This window comes from Nonomuraea pusilla (assembly GCF_900109355.1).
Classification (GTDB): Bacteria; Actinomycetota; Actinomycetes; order Streptosporangiales; family Streptosporangiaceae; genus Nonomuraea; species Nonomuraea pusilla.
Genome location: NZ_FOBF01000005.1, coordinates 1 through 17,256, shown reverse-complemented (window position 1 = coordinate 17,256; position 17,256 = coordinate 1). Strand labels below are relative to the sequence as shown.

The following is a 17,256-nucleotide window of genomic DNA, read 5'->3' as shown; positions in this document are numbered from 1 at the left end:
GCGCCTGCACGGGTTCCTCTGAAGGCTCACTCAGGTGAGCGCCTATCTGGGCCTTCTGGCCCTCTTCCTTCTGACCGCGGCGACAGGCTACTTCGTGGCCCAGGAGTTCGCGTTCGTCGCCGCTGACCGCGGGCTGCTGCGTGAGCAGGCCGCCGCGGGCGACCGCGCCGCCGAGAAGGCCCTCCAAGTCACCTCCCGCCTGTCGTTCATGCTCTCCGGCGCGCAGCTCGGCATCACCGTCACCGCGCTGCTGGTCGGCTTCCTGGCCGAGCCCGCCATCGCCGTGATCGTACGGCCCTGGCTGGAGGGCTTCGGACTCCCCGACGGCGTGATCACCGGAGTGTCCGTGGCCGTCGGCGTGTTCGTCGCCACGGTCGTGCAGATGGTGCTCGGCGAGCTGGCCCCGAAGAACCTCGGCATCGCCAGGCCCGAGCCGGTGGCCAAGTTCCTGGCCGCCTCGACCCTCGTGTACCTCGCGGTCGTCGGCCCGGTGGTGCGGCTGTTCGACTCGGCCGCCACCGGCCTGCTCCGCCGCGTCGGCATCGAGCCGGTCGAGGAGGTCGAGCACGGCGCCACGCCGGAGGAGCTCTCCCGGATCATCGAGGAGTCGGCCAGGGCGGGCGAGCTGCCCCCGCGGCTGTCGGAGCTGCTCGAACGGGCACTGGAGTTCGGCGACCGCACCGCCGAGGAGATCATGGTGCCGCGCCCGCGCGTGGTCGTGCTCCGCGCCTCCCAGCCGATCTCCGACCTGCTCGGCGTCATGCGCGAGTGCGGGCACTCCCGCTACCCGGTGCTCGGCGACGACGGCGACGTCACGGGCGTGACCGGCGTGCGCGAGCTGCTGGCGTCCGGGCTGGACGAGGGCAGGATCGGCCGCGTCACCAGGCCGGCGCTGCTGGTGCCCGACTCGCTGCCGTTGCCCGCCGTCCTCGACAGGATGCGCGGCGCGCGCGACGACATCGCCTGCGTCATCGACGAGTACGGCGGCCTGGCGGGCGTCATCACCGTCGAGGACCTGGCCGAGGAGCTGGTCGGCGAGCTGCTGGACGAGAACGACCCCGAGCCGGCCGGCCCCGTGGAGCGGCCGGGCGGCGTCTGGGAGGTGCCCGGCTGGCTGCGGCTGGACGAGGTCGAGCGGGCCACCGGCGTCGCGCTGCCGGAGAGCGACGACTACGACACGCTCGCCGGGCTCGTCCTGGCCAGGCTGGGCCGGATGCCCGACCCGGGCGACACCGTGGTCGTGCCGGTCACGCCGGACACCGACCTGTTCGCCGAGGACGAGGAGGCGCGCGAGCACCTGGCGGAGCTGACCGTGATGTCGCTCAACCGCCGCGTCCCCGAGTGGGTGCGGCTCGCGCCCGTCCAGCACGCGGAGGCCGCCCGATGACGATGATCGTCGTGAGCCTCGCGCTGCTGGCCTTCAACGCGCTGTTCGTGGCGGCCGAGTTCGCGTTCGTCTCCTCCAGGCGTCACCGGCTGGAGGAGATGGCCTCCGGCGGCAACCGGCTCGTCAGGGTCGCCGCCAGGTCGGCGGTGGGCGGCGGCCGGCGGCTGTCGCTCATGCTGGCGGGCGCCCAGCTCGGCATCACGCTGTGCACGCTGGGGCTCGGCCAGGTCACCGAGCCGGCGATCGAGCACTTCCTGGAGCCGGTGTTCGGCGTGGCGGGCGTGCCCGAGCCGCTTCGCCTGCCGATCGCGCTGACGGTCGCGCTGGCGCTGGTCACGTTCCTGCACATGGTGGTGGGCGAGATGGCGCCCAAGTCGTGGGCGCTGACCCACCCCGAGCGGGCGGCGCTGCTGCTCGCCCTGCCGTTCTCCGGCTTCACCCGGCTGATGCGGCCGCTGCTGACGGCCCTGAACGGGCTCACCAACGTGGTGCTGCGGCTGTTCGGCGTGCAGCCGCGCGACGAGCTGGCCACCACGCGCACGCCGCGCCAGCTCGCCATGCTGGTCGGCGAGTCGGGGCGGATGGGGCTGCTGGACAGGGAGGAGCACGACCTGCTCACCCGGGCGCTGCGGCTGCAGGCCGAGGGCATCGAGCGGCTGATGGTGCCGATCGGCCAGGTCGTGGCGGTGCCGCAGCACGCGGGCTCGGCGGAGATCAGGGCCACGGCCGCCCGCAGCCGCCACCTGCGGCTGCTGGTGACCGGCCGCGACGGCCCCGTGGGCGTGCTGCACGCCCGCGACGCTCTGCTCCAGCCAGCCGGCACGGCGGGCGAGCTGGCGCGGCCCGTGCCGAGGCTGGCCTGCGTCACGCAGGTGCCGGAGGCCGTGACGGCGCTGCAGGAGGCGCGGGCGCACCTGGCGCTCGTCACCGGGCAGGGCGGCACGGTGATCGGCATGGTCAGCCTGACGGACCTGCTCGGCGTGCTGCTCGACACCAGGGCGAAGGCCGCCTGACCCCCGAAAGTGTGACGTAAAACACACGCCCGGCCGCAAGCCATCCGAAAGCCGGATGCAACCGGCCGGGCGTAGCGTCCAGGGACGGCCGCCCGGCGTGCCGACCCGCTTGATAAAGAAAGAGCCCCGGCTCTTGCGAACCGGGGCTCATTTCGTCAATGTGGGTCTGCCGATTTCATCGGCGAACCAGTGGGCGAGGAGGGATTTGAACCCTCACGTCCTTTCGGACACACGGACCTGAACCGTGCGCGTCTGCCGTTCCGCCACCCGCCCGTTTGTGGGTGCGGAGAAACATTAGCACGGAACAGCCAGTGGTACCGAACCCGGATACGATCGCATAAGACACGGGAGCGGATGAGCAGGGCGCGGGTGCCGACCGACGCCGGATCACCGCCACCGGGAACGAGCGGAAACCGGGCGCCGGAAGCGTACGGGGGCCGCGATCATATGCACGGAGGAAGGGAGGTACCCGGTGGGAGTCCTTCAGCGCTTCGAGCGAAGGCTCGAAGGCTTGGTTGAGGGGGCCTTTGCGCGGGCGTTCAAATCTGACCTTCAGCCGGTCGAGGTCGCCAGCGCGGTTCAGCGGGAGATGGACGAGCGGGCGGCCATCGTCGCGCAGGGACGCACGCTCGTGCCGAACGACTTCGTGGTCGAGCTGTCCACCACCGACAGCGAGCGGCTCGAGGTCTACGCCGACAGCATCAGTCACGAGCTGGCCAACCTCGCCAGGGAGTACGCCAAGGAACAGGGCTACTCCTTCGTGGGACCGGTCCGGGTCCGCTTCGAGACCGCCGGCGACCTCGCCGTCGGGCTCTTCCGCATCCGCTCGGGCGTCATCCGCGGGGCGACGGTCGAGCAGGACGAGATCCGCCAGCCGACGAGCGACGTGCCCCCGTCGAAGCCGCACGCCTTCAACGGCCGGCCGAGGCTGCTCGTCTCCACGCAGGACGACCCGCAGGGCGACCGCTCCTACGAGCTCACCACTCCGGTGACGCTGCTCGGCAGGGGCACCGACTGCGACCTCCGCCTGGTCGACCCCGGCGTGTCCCGCCACCACGCGGAGCTGCGCGTCGAGGGCCAGCAGGTGGTCCTCGTCGACCTGGGCTCCACGAACGGCACTTTCGTCAACGGCCAGCCGGTACGCAGGATCGAGCTCCAGAACGGCACGCGAGTGACGCTGGGACGCACGACCCTGGTGTTCCGGCGCGATTAGGGGTAGACAGACGGTCCATGTCCGAGCTCACGCTGCTGCTGATCCGGCTCGCCTTCCTGGCGGCGCTGTGGTTCTTCGTCATTGCCGCAGTCGGCGTGATCCGGACAGACTTGTTCGGATCAAGCACGGCTCCCGCGGGTCCACGCAAGGGCATCAGGCCCGCCAAGCCGGCGGCCAAGCCCAAGAGCAAGAAGGGCGAGCCCCGCCAGCTCGTCGTCACCGGTGGCCCGCTGCAGGGCACCACCATTAACCTCACGGAGACGCCCATCACCATCGGCCGGGCGAACGACGCCACGCTGGTAGTCAGCGACGACTACGCTTCCAGCCGGCATGCCCGGCTCTTTCCTCAGGACGGTCAGTGGATCGTGGAAGATCTCGGTTCGACCAACGGCACGTATCTCGACCGCTCGAAAGTCACCCGCCCGACCCCGGTGCCGCTCGGTGTTCCGATCCGCGTCGGCAAGACAGTCATTGAATTGCGCAAATGACCATCGCACTCCGCTACGCCGCCCGCTCGGACGTCGGCCTCCTCCGCGAGGGGAACGAGGACTCGGCGTACGCCAGCGGCCGCCTGCTCGCCGTCGCCGACGGCATGGGCGGGCACGCACACGGCGAGGTGGCGAGCTCCGTCGCCATCGCCGCCATGGCCTCCCTTGAGGAGGTCCAACAGGGGGGCGACCTGCTCAACGCCATCGAGGCAGCGGTGCGCGACGCCAACCGCCGGCTGCACGAGATGGTGGGGCGGGATCCCAGCCTCAAGGGCATGGGCACCACGCTCACGGCCATGCTCTGGAACGGCACCCAGGTGGCCCTGGTGCACGTCGGCGACTCGCGCGCCTACCTGCTCAGGCGCGGGGAGCTGTACCAGATCACCCATGACCACACGCTGGTGCAGCAGCTCGTCGACGACGGCCGCATCACGCCCGAGGAGGCCGCCACCCACCCGCAGCGCTCGATCCTGCTGCGCGCGCTCGACGGCAGCGGCGAGGTCGATCCCGACCTCACCCTCCGCGAGGCGCAGGTGGGCGACCGCTACCTGCTCTGCTCCGACGGCCTGTCCGGGGTGGTCAGCGCGGAGACGTTGCACGCCACGCTCACCAACATCGACGACCCCGAAGAGGTCGTCCGCCAGCTCATCGACCTGGCGAACAGGGGCGGCGGGCCCGACAACATCACCTGCGTGCTGGCCGACGTGCTGGAGGTCGCCGACGACCAGCAGCCTCCCAGCGAGGCGGCCGTCGTCGGGGCGGCCGGCATGAACCGCCTCCGAACGAGCGCCCCGGACACTCCGCCGGGGCGAATGAGCGCGGTGACCGCTCCCCAGCCGGTGATCGCCGACGACGACTTCGACGAGCCGGTCGCCCACGCGACCGGCCGCAGGCGTCGCCGCGTGTGGCCCGTGCTGGTCACCGTGCTCGGCATTGGCGTCGTCGCCGTGGGCGTCGGCGGTTACCTTGGATACGAGTGGACCCAGGACCAGTTCTTCGTCGGTGCTAGGGACGACGAGGTGGTCTTGTACCAGGGGATCCAGCAGGAGGTGGGGCCCTTCCAGTTCTTCTCCGTCAAGCAGCACACAGGCAAGCAACTGTCCAAGCTGTCTCCGGCCGACCAGGCGCTGATCAAAGGCGGCATTCCGGTCACCACCGTCGCTGAGGGCATGACGAGGATCAACAGTTTGAAGTTCTCCCAGGACCAGACAGACGAGACGCCGCCCGTGACGGCCTCCCCCACGCCGACCAAGTCGAAGTCGCGGTAAATGAGCGAAGTGGTCGAATCCCCCGTTCCCATGCCCGCGAAACGGCGCATGGCCCAGCTCGTCATGCTCGCGGTCGCGGTGCTGATCGTCATGGGCGCGTACGCGAACGTCGGCCTGGCGATGAACGGCGAGGTCCCCTCGGGCATGCTGACGTACGGCCTGGGCCTCGGCGGGCTGATGCTGGCCGCGTACCTGGTGCTCGCCAAGTTCGCACCCTGGGCCGACCCGCTCATCCTGCCGCTCGTGACCCTGATCAACGGCCTCGGCTGCGTCATGATCTTCCGGCTGGAGTCGGTGCCCATGGCCGGCGCCTCCTCCAACAGCCAGATCATGTGGACCGCCCTCGGCGTCGTGATGTTCTCGGTCACGCTGGTCGTGCTGCGCGACCACCGCATGCTGCAGCGCCTCACGTACACGGCGGGCGCCGTCGGCCTGGTGCTGCTCGCGATCCCCGCGGTGCTGCCCGGCAGCCTCAGCGAGGTGCAGGGCGCCAAGATCTGGATCCGCATCGGGGGCTTCTCCATCCAGCCGGGCGAGTTCGCCAAGCTGGCGCTCGTCGTCTTCTTCGCCGGCTACCTCGTCGCCAAGCGCGACGTGCTGGCACTCGCCGGGCGGCGGCTGCTCTTCATCGACCTGCCCAGGGCCAGGGACCTCGGCCCGATCCTCGTCACCTGGGGCCTCAGCCTGCTCGTCCTGGTCTTCGAGAAGGACCTCGGCACGTCGCTGCTGCTGTTCGGCACGTTCATCGCGATGATCTACATCGCCACCCAGCGCACGTCTTGGGTGCTCATCGGCGTCCTGCTGTTCGTCGGCGGCGCCTTCGTCGCCGGGCAGCTCTTCGACCACGTCGGCGCCCGCTTCTCCGCCTGGCTCGACCCGGGCAGCCCGATCTTCTACGGAAACGCCCCGGTCTGCCTGGAGGACCCACCGGGCGACCCGCTGTGCAGCAAGAGCTACCAGATCATGCAGGGCCTGTTCGGGTTCGGCGCGGGCGGCATCCTGGGCACCGGCCTCGGCCAGGGCCACCCCGAGCTGATCCCGCTGTCCTTCTCCGACTTCATCTTCGCCGCCACCGGCGAGGAACTGGGCCTGACCGGCCTGATGGCGCTGCTCATGATGTACGCCCTCCTCGTGGAGCGCGGCCTGCGCAGCTCGATCGCGGCCCGCGACCCGTACTCGAAGCTGCTGGCGGGCGGCCTGTCGTTCATCCTCGCCTGGCAGGTGTTCATCATCGTCGGCGGCGTGACCAACCTCATCCCGCTCACCGGCCTGGTCACGCCCTTCATGTCCCAGGGCGGCTCGGCCCTGCTGGCCAACTGGATCCTCATCGCCCTGCTCGTCCGCATGTCGGACTCCGCGCGCAAGCCGCCGCCGCAGGCCATCCAGAACGAGGGAATGACGCAGGTGTTCCAGCGATGAACAGTCCGCTCAAGCGCGTGGCCGTGGCCTGCCTGGCGATGTTCGCGCTCCTGATGATCAACGTGAACTGGCTCCAGGGGGTGCGCGCCGAGGAGCTGCGCTCCGACAACCGCAACACGCGCAACTACTACGAGCGCTACGCCATCGAGCGCGGACGCATCACCGCGAGCGGCAAGGAGATCCTGGCGCAGTCGGTCGAGACCAAGAGCAACAAGTTCAGGTTCGTCAGGCAGTACCCCGAGGGCAGGCTGTACGCGCACGTCACCGGGTTCTTCTCCCCGGAGAGCGCCGACGCCATCGAGGGGGCCGAGAACAAGCTGCTCGACGGCTCCAGCGCCGACCTGCTGCTGCGCAGGAGCATCGACCTGTTCACGGGCGAGCCGACCAAGGGCGCCAACGTCGACCTGACGATCGACCCGAGGGCGCAGAAGGCCGCCTACGAGGCGCTGAAGGCCAGCGGCAAGCGCGGCGCCGTCGTCGCGCTCAACCCGAAGACCGGCGGCATCCTGGCGATGGTCTCGCTGCCCACGTACGACCCGGCCGAGCTGTCGGGCACCGACAAGGGCAAGGTGTTCACCCGCTACGACCAGCTCGCCAAGGACAAGAACCAGCCGCTGCTGAACCGCGCGATCCGCCAGACCTACCCGCCCGGGTCCACGTTCAAGGTGGTCACCGCGGCGGCGTACCTGGAGGACGACGACTCGCGCGACGGGCAGACGATCGTCGACGCGCCGCAGCGGCTGCCCCTGCCCAACACGAACATCAGCCTGCCCAACTACAACGGCGCCGCCTGCGGCAGCGGCAAGGTGCCGCTCGTGTACGCGCTGGAGAAGTCCTGCAACACGCCGTTCGGCAAGATCGCCATGGAGCTGGGCTACGACAAGATGCGTGAGCAGACGGTCAAGTTCGGCATGGGCGAGCAGATCGGCGTGCCGATGTCGGTCGTGCAGAGCGACTTCGGGCCGAAGGAGGACCAGGCCGCCCTGGCCATGGCCTCCATCGGCCAGCGCAGCAACCGCATGACGCCGCTGCAGATGGCCATGATCGCCGCGGGCATCGCCAACGACGGCGTGGTCATGAAGCCGTACCTGGTGAACAAGATCACCGACGCGAAGGGCGACACGGTCGACGAGGCCGACCCCGAGGAGCTGACCGACGCGGTCAGCACCGAGACGGCGCACAAGCTGCGCGACATGATGGTGAGCGTCGTCAACAACGGCACCGCCAACCTGGCGCAAGTGCCCGGCGTCCAGGTGGCGGGCAAGACCGGCACCGCCGAGACGTCCGACGGCGCGCCGCCGCACGCCTGGTTCATCTCGTTCGCCCCCGCCGAGAACCCGAAGGTGGCGCTCGCCGTCATCGTCGAGTCCGGCGCCGCGAACGTCGGAGCCGAGGCCACCGGCGGCCATACCGCCGCGCCGATCGCCAAGGCCGTGCTGGAGGCGATCCTGAAGTGACAGACGGTAACGTGCTTGGCCATGCGGCTCGGTAACCGCTACCTGCTGATCTCCCGCATCGCCGCAGGCGGTATGGGAGAGGTCTGGCGTGCCCGCGACGAGCTGCTCGGCCGCGAGGTCGCGGTCAAGCTGCTGCACAGCCACATCCACGCCGACCCCTCCTTCCGCGGCCGGTTCCGCAACGAGGCCAGGATCACCGCCGCGCTGTCCGACCCGGGCGTGGCCCAGGTCTTCGACTACGGCGAGGAGCACGACCTCGCCTACCTCGTCATGGAGCTGGTGCCCGGCGAGCCGCTGTCGGCCATCCTGGCCCGCAACGGCGCGCTGGGCCCCGACGTCACCCTCGACGTCGCGCACCAGACGGCCAGGGCGCTGCACGCGGCGCACGCGGCCGGCATCATCCACCGCGACGTCAAGCCGGGCAACCTGCTGGTGACGTCCGACGGAGTGATCAAGGTCACGGACTTCGGCATCGCGCGCGCGATGGAGGCCGCGCCGATGACGCAGGACGGCATCGTGCTCGGCACCGCCCAGTACGCGAGCCCCGAGCAGGCGCAGGGCCTGCCGCTCACCCCGGCCACCGACCTGTACTCCCTCGGGGTGGTGGCGTACGAGTGCCTGGCCGGGCGCACGCCCTTCCAGGGCGACAACCAGGTGGCCATCGCGCTGCGGCACCTGCACGACCCGCCGCCCCCGCTGGGCGTGGACGTGCCCGCCCCGGTGCGCGACCTGGTCATGGGGCTGCTGGCCAAGCAGCCCGAGTCGCGGCCCGGTTCCGCGATGGAGGTGGCCGACCGGGCGTACGTGCTGCGTGACGCCCTCGCCGAGGCCGCCGGGCAGGGGGCGGGACGCGGGGCCGACCTGAGCGCGCTCACCGACCCCGACGGCTTCCACGTCCGCGCCCCCGGGCCCGACGGCTTCCACGCCGGTTCCCCGGGTCCCGACGGCTTCCACGACGGTTCCCCCGGGCCCGGCGGTCTCGGCGCCCGCACGCCCGGCCCCCGGGTCTTCGGCGTCGCCAGGCCCGGCCCCGACGGCTTCCGCGTCCCCACCTCCCAGGACGGCGGCGACCGCACGGGCCCGCTCGAACCCGTCACCGTCGCGCACGGCCCCCTGCGGAAGCGGCCGGCCGGGCGCGGCCAGTACGTACGGCGCAGGGGAGGCAGGACGCTGGCGTTGGTGGCGACGGCCGGGTGCGTCGCGGCGGTCGGCCTGAGCGCGATCACGTTCGCGCACCAGGAGGGGCCGCCGGGGGCGACGGCGCCGCCCGAGGTGTCGGAGCCCACACGCGCCGCCCCCACCGTGTCCGACCAGCCACGTCCGGTGCGGACGAAGGCCAGGACCCGCCGCCCGCCGGTGGTTCCGGTCAAGTCGACGCGGCCGGTACCCTCGCGGTCGGCTACGGTAATCAAGTCGGCTACTCCCACGAAGAAGCCGACGCCGAAACCGACCCCGTCCGCAACGACCCCGGTCCCGACTCCCACGCCAACCGCAACGCCCAGCAGTACACCGACAACTCAGGCACCAACCGTCTCGCCTTCCCCGATAGGCACCAACCCGCCAAAGGGGCAGACGTGATGCGCCAGGGGGTCGATGATGGACACCGGCGGCCCCCCGAGCAGGCCGGTACCGAAGATGAACGGTAAGGGACAGTGCAGGAAATGACTCAGCCTCGGCTACTCGGAGGTCGTTACGAGCTCGACGGTGTCGTCGGGCGCGGCGGCATGGCCGAGGTGTATCGCGCCCGAGACCTCCGGCTGGACCGCGTCGTCGCGATCAAGACGCTCCGGTCCGACCTGGCGCGCGACCACACCTTCCAGGCGCGCTTCCGCCGTGAGGCGCAGTCGGCGGCCTCGCTGAACCACCCGGCCGTCGTCGCGGTCTACGACACCGGCGAGGACGTCACCGACGGCACTCCCGTGCCCTACATCGTGATGGAGTACGTCGACGGCAGGACGCTGCGCGACCTGCTGCGGCAGGACCGCCGGCTGCTGCCGGAGCGCGCGGTCGAGCTGGTCGACGGCATCCTGCGGGCGCTCGACTACAGCCACCGCGGCGGCATCGTGCACCGCGACATCAAGCCGGCGAACGTCATGATCACCCGTGCCGGCGACGTCAAGGTGATGGACTTCGGCATCGCGCGCGCGATGGCCGACTCCGCCGCCACCATGACGCAGACCGCGCAGGTGATAGGCACCGCCCAGTACCTGTCTCCCGAGCAGGCGCGGGGCGAGCGCGTCGACGCGCGCAGCGACATCTACTCGACCGGCTGCGTGCTCTACGAGCTGCTCACCGGCCAGCCGCCGTTCACCGGCGACTCCCCCGTCGCGATCGCCTACCAGCACGTGCGCGAGGAGCCGATCCCGCCGTCCCAGATCGACCCCGAGATCCCGCAGTGGGCCGACGCCATCGTCCTCAAGGCCATGGCGAAGGACCCTGGGCAGCGCTACCAGAGCGCGGGCGAGATGCGGGCCGACATCCAGCGGGCGATGTCCGGCATGCCGGTCGACGCCCAGACCATGGCCATGACGAGCAACTACGGCCAGGGCACCAGGATGATGACCGCCACCCAGGCGGCCACCGGCCCCGCCACGCAGCGCACCGGCGCGGTCCCGCCGTACGAGTACGACGGCGACGGCGGCGGGCGCGGCGGCGGAGGCCGGCGCAGGGCCTCGGGTGGCGGCGGCAACGGGCTCAAGACCGCCCTGTGGATCATCATCCCGCTGCTCATCATCGGCGCGTTCGTGACGGTCGGCTACGTGGTGTTCGGCGCGAAGGACAGCCCGAACGGCCAGGGCGTCAAGATCCCTTCGCTGGCGACGCAGAAGCGGCAGTACGCCGAGAGCCAGCTCTCCTCGCTGGGCCTGAAGGCCGAGGTGGTCGAGCAGGCCGACGCCGACGTCGACGAGGGCACCGTCATCAAGACCGACCCGCCCGAGGGCACCGAGGTGCCGAAGAACTCCTCGGTCAAGCTGTTCATCTCGACCGGCCCCGAGAAGAAGAAGGTCCCCGAGGGGCTCATCGGGCTGACACCCGAGGAGGCCAACCAGGTGCTGGCCGACGCGGGCCTGCGCGGCACCGTCAAGACGAAGGCGTCCACCAAGCCGCAGGGCAAGATCTTCGACACCCGGCCGAAGGCCGGCGAGGAGATCGCGGCCGACGGCACCGTGACCCTGTACGTCCCGAGGGAGCTGGGCGAGGTGCCCTCGGTGATCGGGTTCACGGAGCAGGACGCGCGCAGCGCCATCACGGGCGCCGGGTTCAAGGTGAAGGTCGTCAGGCAGGCCAACGAGCAGGCCGAGGGCACGGTCGTCCAGCAGAACCCCGGCGAGGGCGCCAAGCTGCAGCCCGGCACGACGATCACGATCGTGGTGTCCACCGGGCCCGACACCGCTCCCCCTCCCACGCAGGAGCAGCCGACGACCGACCCGACGACCGAGCAGCCGCCCACCGACGACCAGCCGCCGACCGACGACTTCCCGACCGAGGACACCCCGATCGAGGACGGCGGGCTCAACGGCTGACCCCGGCAGAACGCGAGAGGGCCGCCCATCCGGTGGGATGGGCGGCCCTCGGGCTGTTCCAGGAGGAAAACGAACGCCCCCGCCGCTCGGGGGCAACGGCGGGGACGCTCACTTGGTAGTCGGGCCGCCGCAGGAGTTCGTTACACGGTTTCCCGGCTGATTCTCGACTCGACGTCGCGCAGCCAGTTCCCGAGCAGCCGGTGGCCGTGCTCCGACAGCACCGACTCCGGGTGGAACTGGATGCCCTCCACGGGGGCCGTACGGTGGCGCAGGCCCATGACGAGGCCGTCGCCGGTGCGGGCGGTCACCTCCAGCACGGGCGGCACGGTCTCCGGGAGCACGGCCAGCGAGTGGTAGCGGGTCATCCGCACCGGCGACGGCAGCCCGGCGAACACGCCGCGCCCGTCGTGGCTGATCGCGCTGGTGCGGCCGTGCACCAGTTCGGGGGCGCGGGTCACGGTGGCGCCGTACGCGACGGCGATGGCCTGGTGGCCGAGGCAGACGCCGAGCAGCGGCTGCCCGCGCGACGCCGCGTGGCGCACCAGCGGCACGCTCACGCCGGCCTCCTCCGGCGTGCCGGGGCCGGGGCTGACCAGGACGGCGTCGAACCCGTCGGCGTCGCCCACGCGCACCTCGTCACGCGGGCGCACGTCGCAGTCGGCGCCCAGTTCGCGCAGATACTGGACGATCGTGTGGACGAAGCTGTCGTGATTGTCCACGACGAGCACGCGGGTCATCTCTGTACGGTCACCTCGTCGAGCTGTACGGCCGGTTCGAGCAGCGGGAACACGACGTACCAGAGTACGGCCACCGTGAGGGCGGCCAGCGCGGCGGCCAGCACGATCCTCACGCCGGTGCCGCCGGGCAGCTTGCGCCACAGCCAGGCGTACATGTCATTCCTTCCTCGGCTCGGTCTTCTTCAGCACGCCGTGCACGATGAGGCGCTGCGCGGCGGAGTACTCGGGATGGCAGGTGGAGAGCGTGATGTAGGCGCGGATGGGCTTGATGTCTGGCTTGCCGGGGACGGGGGCGATGACGTCCACCTCGCTGGGGTCCACGATCTCCTTGGACGTCACGCGGTAGGTGTAGCGGGCCTCGCGGGCGTCCACGATGATCTCGTCGTCGCGTTCCAGCTTGCCGATCTCGTTGAACGGCGCCGCGTACGTCGTCCGGTGGCCGGAGAGCACGAAGTTGCCGATCTGGCCGGGGAGCGCGGAGCCCGGGTAGTGGCCGGGGCCGCGCTTCAGGTGCTCGGTGTCCACGCCCTCGACCACGGCGTACCGGTAGTCGCGGCCCAGCTTGGGGATGCGCAGCATGGCCACGGCGCTGCCCAGCTTGATCTTGCCGAGCAGCTTCTGCCCGTCGCCGTGCTGCTCGGTCAGCTCCCGCTGCAGCAGGAGTTGCTGCTGCTCGGTGTACGCCCCCGTCCCCCAGAGCAGGTAGGCGCAGAACAGCATGACGATCAGGCCCGCGGTGATGAACAGTTCCCCCGCGGTGCGCAGCACGGCCCGCATCGGCCCAGCGTAGGCAGAGGCATCGGCGGGGGGATCGCCATGTCGTGCGCGTGGCGACTATCCTGGGCAACGCTTCAACTAGGCTTAACGAAGAGCCTGTGGATGATCCGGATGCCCAGGCCCTAGCAGGAGTTACCCAGTGCCCAAGTCCAAGGCTCGCAAGAAGGCGGTCTACACCCCGCCGCAGAGGTCGCAGCAGGTCAAGATCAGCCCCCGCTGGCTGGCGCCCACGATGGTGGTGTCGTGGATCATCGGGATCCTGTGGATCTCGGTGTACTACGTCGCACCGCAGGCGCGGTTCCTGAGCGACCTGCAGAACTGGAACCTGCTGATCGGGTTCGTTTTCATCATCTTCGGTGTGGTTCTTTCCACCCGCTGGCGTTAGTTCTTTCCACAGGCTTTTCCACACCCTGGGGAAGTCAGAGCGCCGCCAGGATCGCTGAGATCCGGACCATCACCAGCACGGCGAGCAGCGCCAGCGTGCCCACGGCGGCCAGCGCCTGCCAGACGGTCCGGCTCTTCGCGGGCGCGTACGCCATCGCCGCGGCGAGGGCCGAGCCGGTGATCAGGCCGCCGACGTGGCCGGTCCAGCTGATGCCCGAAACCGTGAACGTGATGACCAGGTTGAGGACGATCAGCAGGGCGATGCCGCGTACGTCCATGTTCAGCCTGCGCCCCACCACGAACACCGCGCCGAACAGGCCGAAGATGGCCCCCGACGCCCCGACCGTGGGCTGGGCGAGCGGATCGAGCCAGAGGCCCAGCACCGACCCGCCGAGCGCGCTGAGCAGGTAGACCGCCAGGAAGCGCACATGGCCGAACGCGCGCTCCAGGTAGGGGCCGATCACGTACAGGGCCCACGAGTTGAACAGGATGTGCACCACGCCGCCGTGCACGAACGCGGCGGTGAGCAGGCGGTAGTACTGGTCCTGCACCGCCACCCGGAACGGCAGCATCTCCAGCTGCGCGGTGGCCAGGCCGTTCGTGAGGTACTGCGCGCCGAAGACCAGCAGGTTGAGCGCCAGGATGGCCCACGTGACGTACGGGGTGGCGACGACGGCGCCGCCGAAGGTGGACCTGGCCTGCCGCACGCCCCTGTTGCCGTCGGCCACGCACTCGGGGCACTGGAAGCCCACGGCCGCGTCGCGCATGCAGTCGGGGCAGATGGGGCGGTCGCAGCGCTGGCACCGCACCCACGTCTCCCTGTCGGGATGCCGGTAGCACGTCGGCACCGTCTCAGCGGGGTGCTGCTCGGGCTGCGAGGGCGGGCTCGGCGGCTGGCTGGTCATGACACGAAGCCTATGATGTCGGCGGGCATGCCGCGTCGCTACCGCGGCAGCGCCACCTCAACGCCGCCTCAACGCCGCCGCAGCGCCATCTGGGCACCACCGCAGTGCCTCCCGGCCGCCGCCGCAGTACCGCCCGGGTGCTGCCCGGCCGCCGCCGCAGTACCATCTCGGCGCCACCGCAGTGCCTCCCGGCCGCCGCCGCAGTACCGCCCGGCCGCCGCCGCAGTGCCGCCCGGGTGCTGCCCGGGTGCTGTCTGGCCGCCGCCGAGGTGGCGCCTGGGTGCCGTCTGGTGCCGTCTGGATGCCGCAGTGCCGCCTGGGTGCGCTCCGACGCCGCCGCCTGGGTGCCGCGGCAGTGCGGTCTCGGGTGCGTCAGGGTGTCGGCTCAGCGCCGACTGACTGCCGCTGAGTACCGCCTGCCGCCCGAGTGCCAGGTAATGGCCGCCTCGGTGCCAGCAAGCCGCCTCAGCCCCGTGGCCTCAGCCCCGTGGCAGGGGCCGCCTCGGTGCCGCGGCAGGGGCGGCAGGGGCGACAGGGCGTCACGGGGCGGAGCCTGGCGTCGGGGACGCCGGGCCCTCCACCGCGGACGGCACGCGCGGGGCGCGCGCCGGTCATCAAGGCGCCGACCACCGTGGCACCGGCCGTCAGAAGCCGGCCACCCCGGCACCGGCCATCAGGTGACGGTCACCCTGGCACCAGCCACCCTGCACCGGCAATCAGTGACGGCCGCCGTGGCACTGGCCACCGTGGCAGCGGCCGTCAAGTGACGGTCAGCGTGGCGACGGTGGCGCCAGTCGTCGGGTGGTGGTCGTCAGCGCCGGTTGTCAGGCCTGGACGCGGTCGATCGTCACCGACTCCAGGACGACGTCCTCCATCGGGCGGTCGTTGCGGCCGGTGCGGACCTTCGCGATCGCGTCGACGACGTCCTGCCCCTCGATCACCTCGCCGAAGATGGTGTGCCGGCCGTTCAGGTGCGGCGTCGGCACGACGGTGATGAAGAACTGCGAGCCGTTGGTGCCCTTGCCGAAGCGGATGCCCGCGTTGGCCATGGCCAGCAGGTACGGGCGGTTGAAGTAGAGCTCCGGGTGGATCTCGTCGTCGAACTCGTATCCGGGGCCGCCGATGCCCTGACCGAGCGGGTCACCGCCCTGGATCATGAAGCCGGAGATCACCCGGTGGAAGATCGTGCCGTCGTAGTAACGGTCGGTGCTCTTCTCCCCAGTGCCCGGGTGCGTCCACTCACGGGCGCCTTCGGCCAGCTCCACGAAGTTACGGACGGTTTTCGGGGCTCTGTTGGGGAAGAGCTCGACCTTGATCAGGCCATGGTTGGTCTGGAGATTTGCGATCAGCTTCTCAGCCACGAGACAGCTGCCCCCCTCTGTGGACAGGGTTGGTTCTGTGCGATGTACGGGTCATGGCCGTGAGGCCTCCCCGCCCATCCTCCCACGAGCGCCCATGATTGAGCCGCCTTGTCCAGGGAAGGTCAGGCTCGGGGCCCCAACGACAGGGGAGGTTGTCGTGTCCCTGACACTGAGAAGACGCCGCGTGGTAGTGGAGGTTCCCACCACGTGGACGGGCCGTGTGAAGGCCCAGGCCGTACGGACCGGCCAGCGGATGGCGCCCATGGCGGACCTCGCCAGAGAGGCCGCCGCCGAGCGCCTCGAAGGCGCCCGTCACTGGGCGGCGCCGCGGCTGGAGACCGCGGCGCACCGTTTCGAGGACCAGGTCGCGCCCGCGGTCAGCTCCATGCTGACCGCCGCGGCCGAGAGGATCAGCCCGAAGCCGCGGTCGCGGAGATGGCCGGCGCTCATGCTGGTGACCGGCATCGCCGTGGGCGCGATGGGCTACCTCTTCTACCGCCGCAACGCCCAGCAGTGGACCGAGCACATGAAGGACTCGGCATCCGACGCGTCCCGCTGGGTCGGCGAGAAGGCGGAGCAGGCGTCGAACGCGGCACAGGAGGCTTCGCAGAAGCTGTCGTGATCGCGCCGCAAGCGGAAAGCGCGCCCCCGGCACCACGCCGGGGGCGCGCTCGCCGTCTCCCCCACCGCCCCTCCGACGATGCGCGCCCTCGAACAAGCGCGCCCTCGAACAACCTGCGCCCGAAGCGCCCCGCCGCCTGCCCAACTCGCCGCGCCCCCGCCGAGCCTCCGATGAGCCACGTCTCAAGAAGCCGCGCTATCGAAGAAGCCGCGCCGGGAGCGCCCCGCCGCCTCCCCCGTGAGCCACGTCTCAAGAACCCGCGCCGGGAGCGCCCCGCCGCCTCCCCCGCCTCGCCGTGCCCTCCGACGACGCGCGCCGGGAGCGCCCCGCTGTTTTCCCCGCCTCTCCGCGCCCCCGTCGGCGCCGTCTGTTCTAGCTGTACTTGGTCATGAACTTGGTGTCAGTCGGCTGATGGGTGGCCGGCCGCCGAGGGCTGAGTGTGGTCTCGCGGTGTTGTAGTGCTTCAGCCAGGGGCCGAGGGCCTGGGTGCGGTGCTGGTTGCTGGTGTAGGGCCGGTGGTAGGCCCATTCGGTGGCCAGGGTGCGGTTGAAGCGTTCGGCCTTGCCGTTGGTCCACGGGCAGTGTGGGCGGGTGAACTTCTGGCGGGCTCCCAGTTCGGCGCAGGCTTGCTGGAAGGCGTGGCTGATGCGGTAGTTCTTGGCGTTGTCGGTCAGGACCCGGTGGATGCGGGTGATGCCGTG

17 protein-coding genes and 1 tRNA gene are annotated in these 17,256 nt (G+C 70.8%); 11 read left to right on the top strand and 7 right to left on the bottom strand.

All coding sequences use genetic code 11. The features are described 5' to 3' along the window. The first annotated feature begins 34 nt into the window (after window positions 1–34). Both BMX74_RS11790 and BMX74_RS11785 read left to right on the top strand, forming a co-directional pair. Window positions 35–1,387 carry a hemolysin family protein gene (locus BMX74_RS11790; protein WP_055504320.1) on the top strand — a complete coding sequence of 451 codons (1,353 nt, stop codon included), beginning with the start codon at window positions 35–37 and terminating at the stop codon, window positions 1,385–1,387. Further along, the gene (locus tag BMX74_RS11785) at window positions 1,384–2,400 is read left to right on the top strand and encodes a hemolysin family protein (protein ID WP_055504319.1); all 1,017 of its coding nucleotides are present in this window, start codon (window positions 1,384–1,386) and stop codon (window positions 2,398–2,400) included. The genes BMX74_RS11790 and BMX74_RS11785 overlap by 4 nt, the downstream gene beginning before the upstream one ends. Window positions 2,401–2,590: 190 nt before the next feature. Here BMX74_RS11785 and BMX74_RS11780 read toward each other — a convergent pair. Further along, window positions 2,591–2,673 (bottom strand) — tRNA-Leu (locus BMX74_RS11780). Between the two features lie 199 nt (window positions 2,674–2,872). On the opposite strand from BMX74_RS11780, the gene BMX74_RS11775 reads away from it, so the two are divergent. From BMX74_RS11775 to pknB, 7 genes are all read left to right on the top strand, one after another. Further along, window positions 2,873–3,613 carry an FhaA domain-containing protein gene (locus BMX74_RS11775; RefSeq protein WP_055504318.1) on the top strand — a complete coding sequence of 247 codons (741 nt, stop codon included), beginning with the start codon at window positions 2,873–2,875 and terminating at the stop codon, window positions 3,611–3,613. 17 nt (window positions 3,614–3,630) lie between these two features. Further along, complete coding sequence (locus BMX74_RS11770) at window positions 3,631–4,101, top strand: FHA domain-containing protein FhaB/FipA (RefSeq protein WP_055504317.1); 471 nt, start codon at window positions 3,631–3,633, stop codon at window positions 4,099–4,101. Beyond that, window positions 4,098–5,369 (top strand): Stp1/IreP family PP2C-type Ser/Thr phosphatase, encoded by a 1,272-nt coding sequence (locus tag BMX74_RS11765; protein ID WP_055504316.1) that lies wholly within the window; start codon window positions 4,098–4,100, stop codon window positions 5,367–5,369. Before BMX74_RS11770 ends, BMX74_RS11765 begins: the two co-directional genes overlap by 4 nt. 30 nt (window positions 5,370–5,399) lie before the next feature. Continuing rightward, window positions 5,400–6,788, top strand: coding sequence for an FtsW/RodA/SpoVE family cell cycle protein (locus BMX74_RS11760; protein ID WP_091100220.1), 1,389 nt, complete (start codon window positions 5,400–5,402; stop codon window positions 6,786–6,788). Next, window positions 6,785–8,245, top strand: coding sequence for a peptidoglycan D,D-transpeptidase FtsI family protein (locus BMX74_RS11755; RefSeq protein WP_055504314.1), 1,461 nt, complete (start codon window positions 6,785–6,787; stop codon window positions 8,243–8,245). Before BMX74_RS11760 ends, BMX74_RS11755 begins: the two co-directional genes overlap by 4 nt. 21 nt (window positions 8,246–8,266) lie before the next feature. Then, complete coding sequence (locus tag BMX74_RS11750; protein ID WP_055505357.1) at window positions 8,267–9,823, top strand: serine/threonine-protein kinase; 1,557 nt, start codon at window positions 8,267–8,269, stop codon at window positions 9,821–9,823. An 83-nt stretch (window positions 9,824–9,906) separates the two neighbouring features. Beyond that, complete coding sequence (gene pknB, locus BMX74_RS11745) at window positions 9,907–11,769, top strand: Stk1 family PASTA domain-containing Ser/Thr kinase (protein WP_055504313.1); 1,863 nt, start codon at window positions 9,907–9,909, stop codon at window positions 11,767–11,769. Window positions 11,770–11,909: 140 nt separating this feature from the next. Here the strand turns inward: pknB and BMX74_RS11740 are convergent, their stop codons facing one another. The 3 genes from BMX74_RS11740 to BMX74_RS11730 are packed head-to-tail and all read right to left on the bottom strand — an operon-like array spanning window position 11,910 to window position 13,283. Then, window positions 11,910–12,506, bottom strand: a complete 597-nt coding sequence (locus tag BMX74_RS11740) for an anthranilate synthase component II (RefSeq protein WP_055504312.1) — start codon at window positions 12,504–12,506, stop codon at window positions 11,910–11,912. Continuing rightward, entirely contained in the window at window positions 12,503–12,661 is a 159-nt protein-coding gene (locus BMX74_RS43990) for a hypothetical protein (protein WP_091100218.1), read from the bottom strand. The genes BMX74_RS11740 and BMX74_RS43990 overlap by 4 nt, the downstream gene beginning before the upstream one ends. 1 nt (window position 12,662) lies before the next feature. Further along, window positions 12,663–13,283, bottom strand: a complete 621-nt coding sequence (locus BMX74_RS11730) for a class E sortase (protein ID WP_055504311.1) — start codon at window positions 13,281–13,283, stop codon at window positions 12,663–12,665. A gap of 139 nt (window positions 13,284–13,422) precedes the next feature. On the opposite strand from BMX74_RS11730, the gene BMX74_RS11725 reads away from it, so the two are divergent. Then, window positions 13,423–13,668, top strand: a complete 246-nt coding sequence (locus tag BMX74_RS11725) for a cell division protein CrgA (RefSeq protein WP_055504310.1) — start codon at window positions 13,423–13,425, stop codon at window positions 13,666–13,668. A gap of 34 nt (window positions 13,669–13,702) precedes the next feature. Here BMX74_RS11725 and BMX74_RS11720 read toward each other — a convergent pair whose 3' ends face one another. Then, on the bottom strand, window positions 13,703–14,572 hold the full coding sequence (locus BMX74_RS11720; RefSeq protein ID WP_055504309.1) for a rhomboid family intramembrane serine protease: 870 nt from the start codon (window positions 14,570–14,572) through the stop codon (window positions 13,703–13,705). 824 nt (window positions 14,573–15,396) lie between these two features. Next, entirely contained in the window at window positions 15,397–15,933 is a 537-nt protein-coding gene (locus BMX74_RS11715; protein WP_055504308.1) for a peptidylprolyl isomerase, read from the bottom strand. A 184-nt stretch (window positions 15,934–16,117) separates the two neighbouring features. On the opposite strand from BMX74_RS11715, the gene BMX74_RS11710 reads away from it, so the two are divergent. After that, window positions 16,118–16,555, top strand: coding sequence for a YtxH domain-containing protein (locus BMX74_RS11710; protein ID WP_143078623.1), 438 nt, complete (start codon window positions 16,118–16,120; stop codon window positions 16,553–16,555). Window positions 16,556–16,941: 386 nt separating this feature from the next. On the opposite strand, the gene BMX74_RS11705 is transcribed toward BMX74_RS11710, so the two are convergent. After that, the coding region (locus BMX74_RS11705; RefSeq protein ID WP_143078622.1) for an integrase core domain-containing protein at window positions 16,942–17,256 on the bottom strand (315 nt) is incomplete at its 5' end.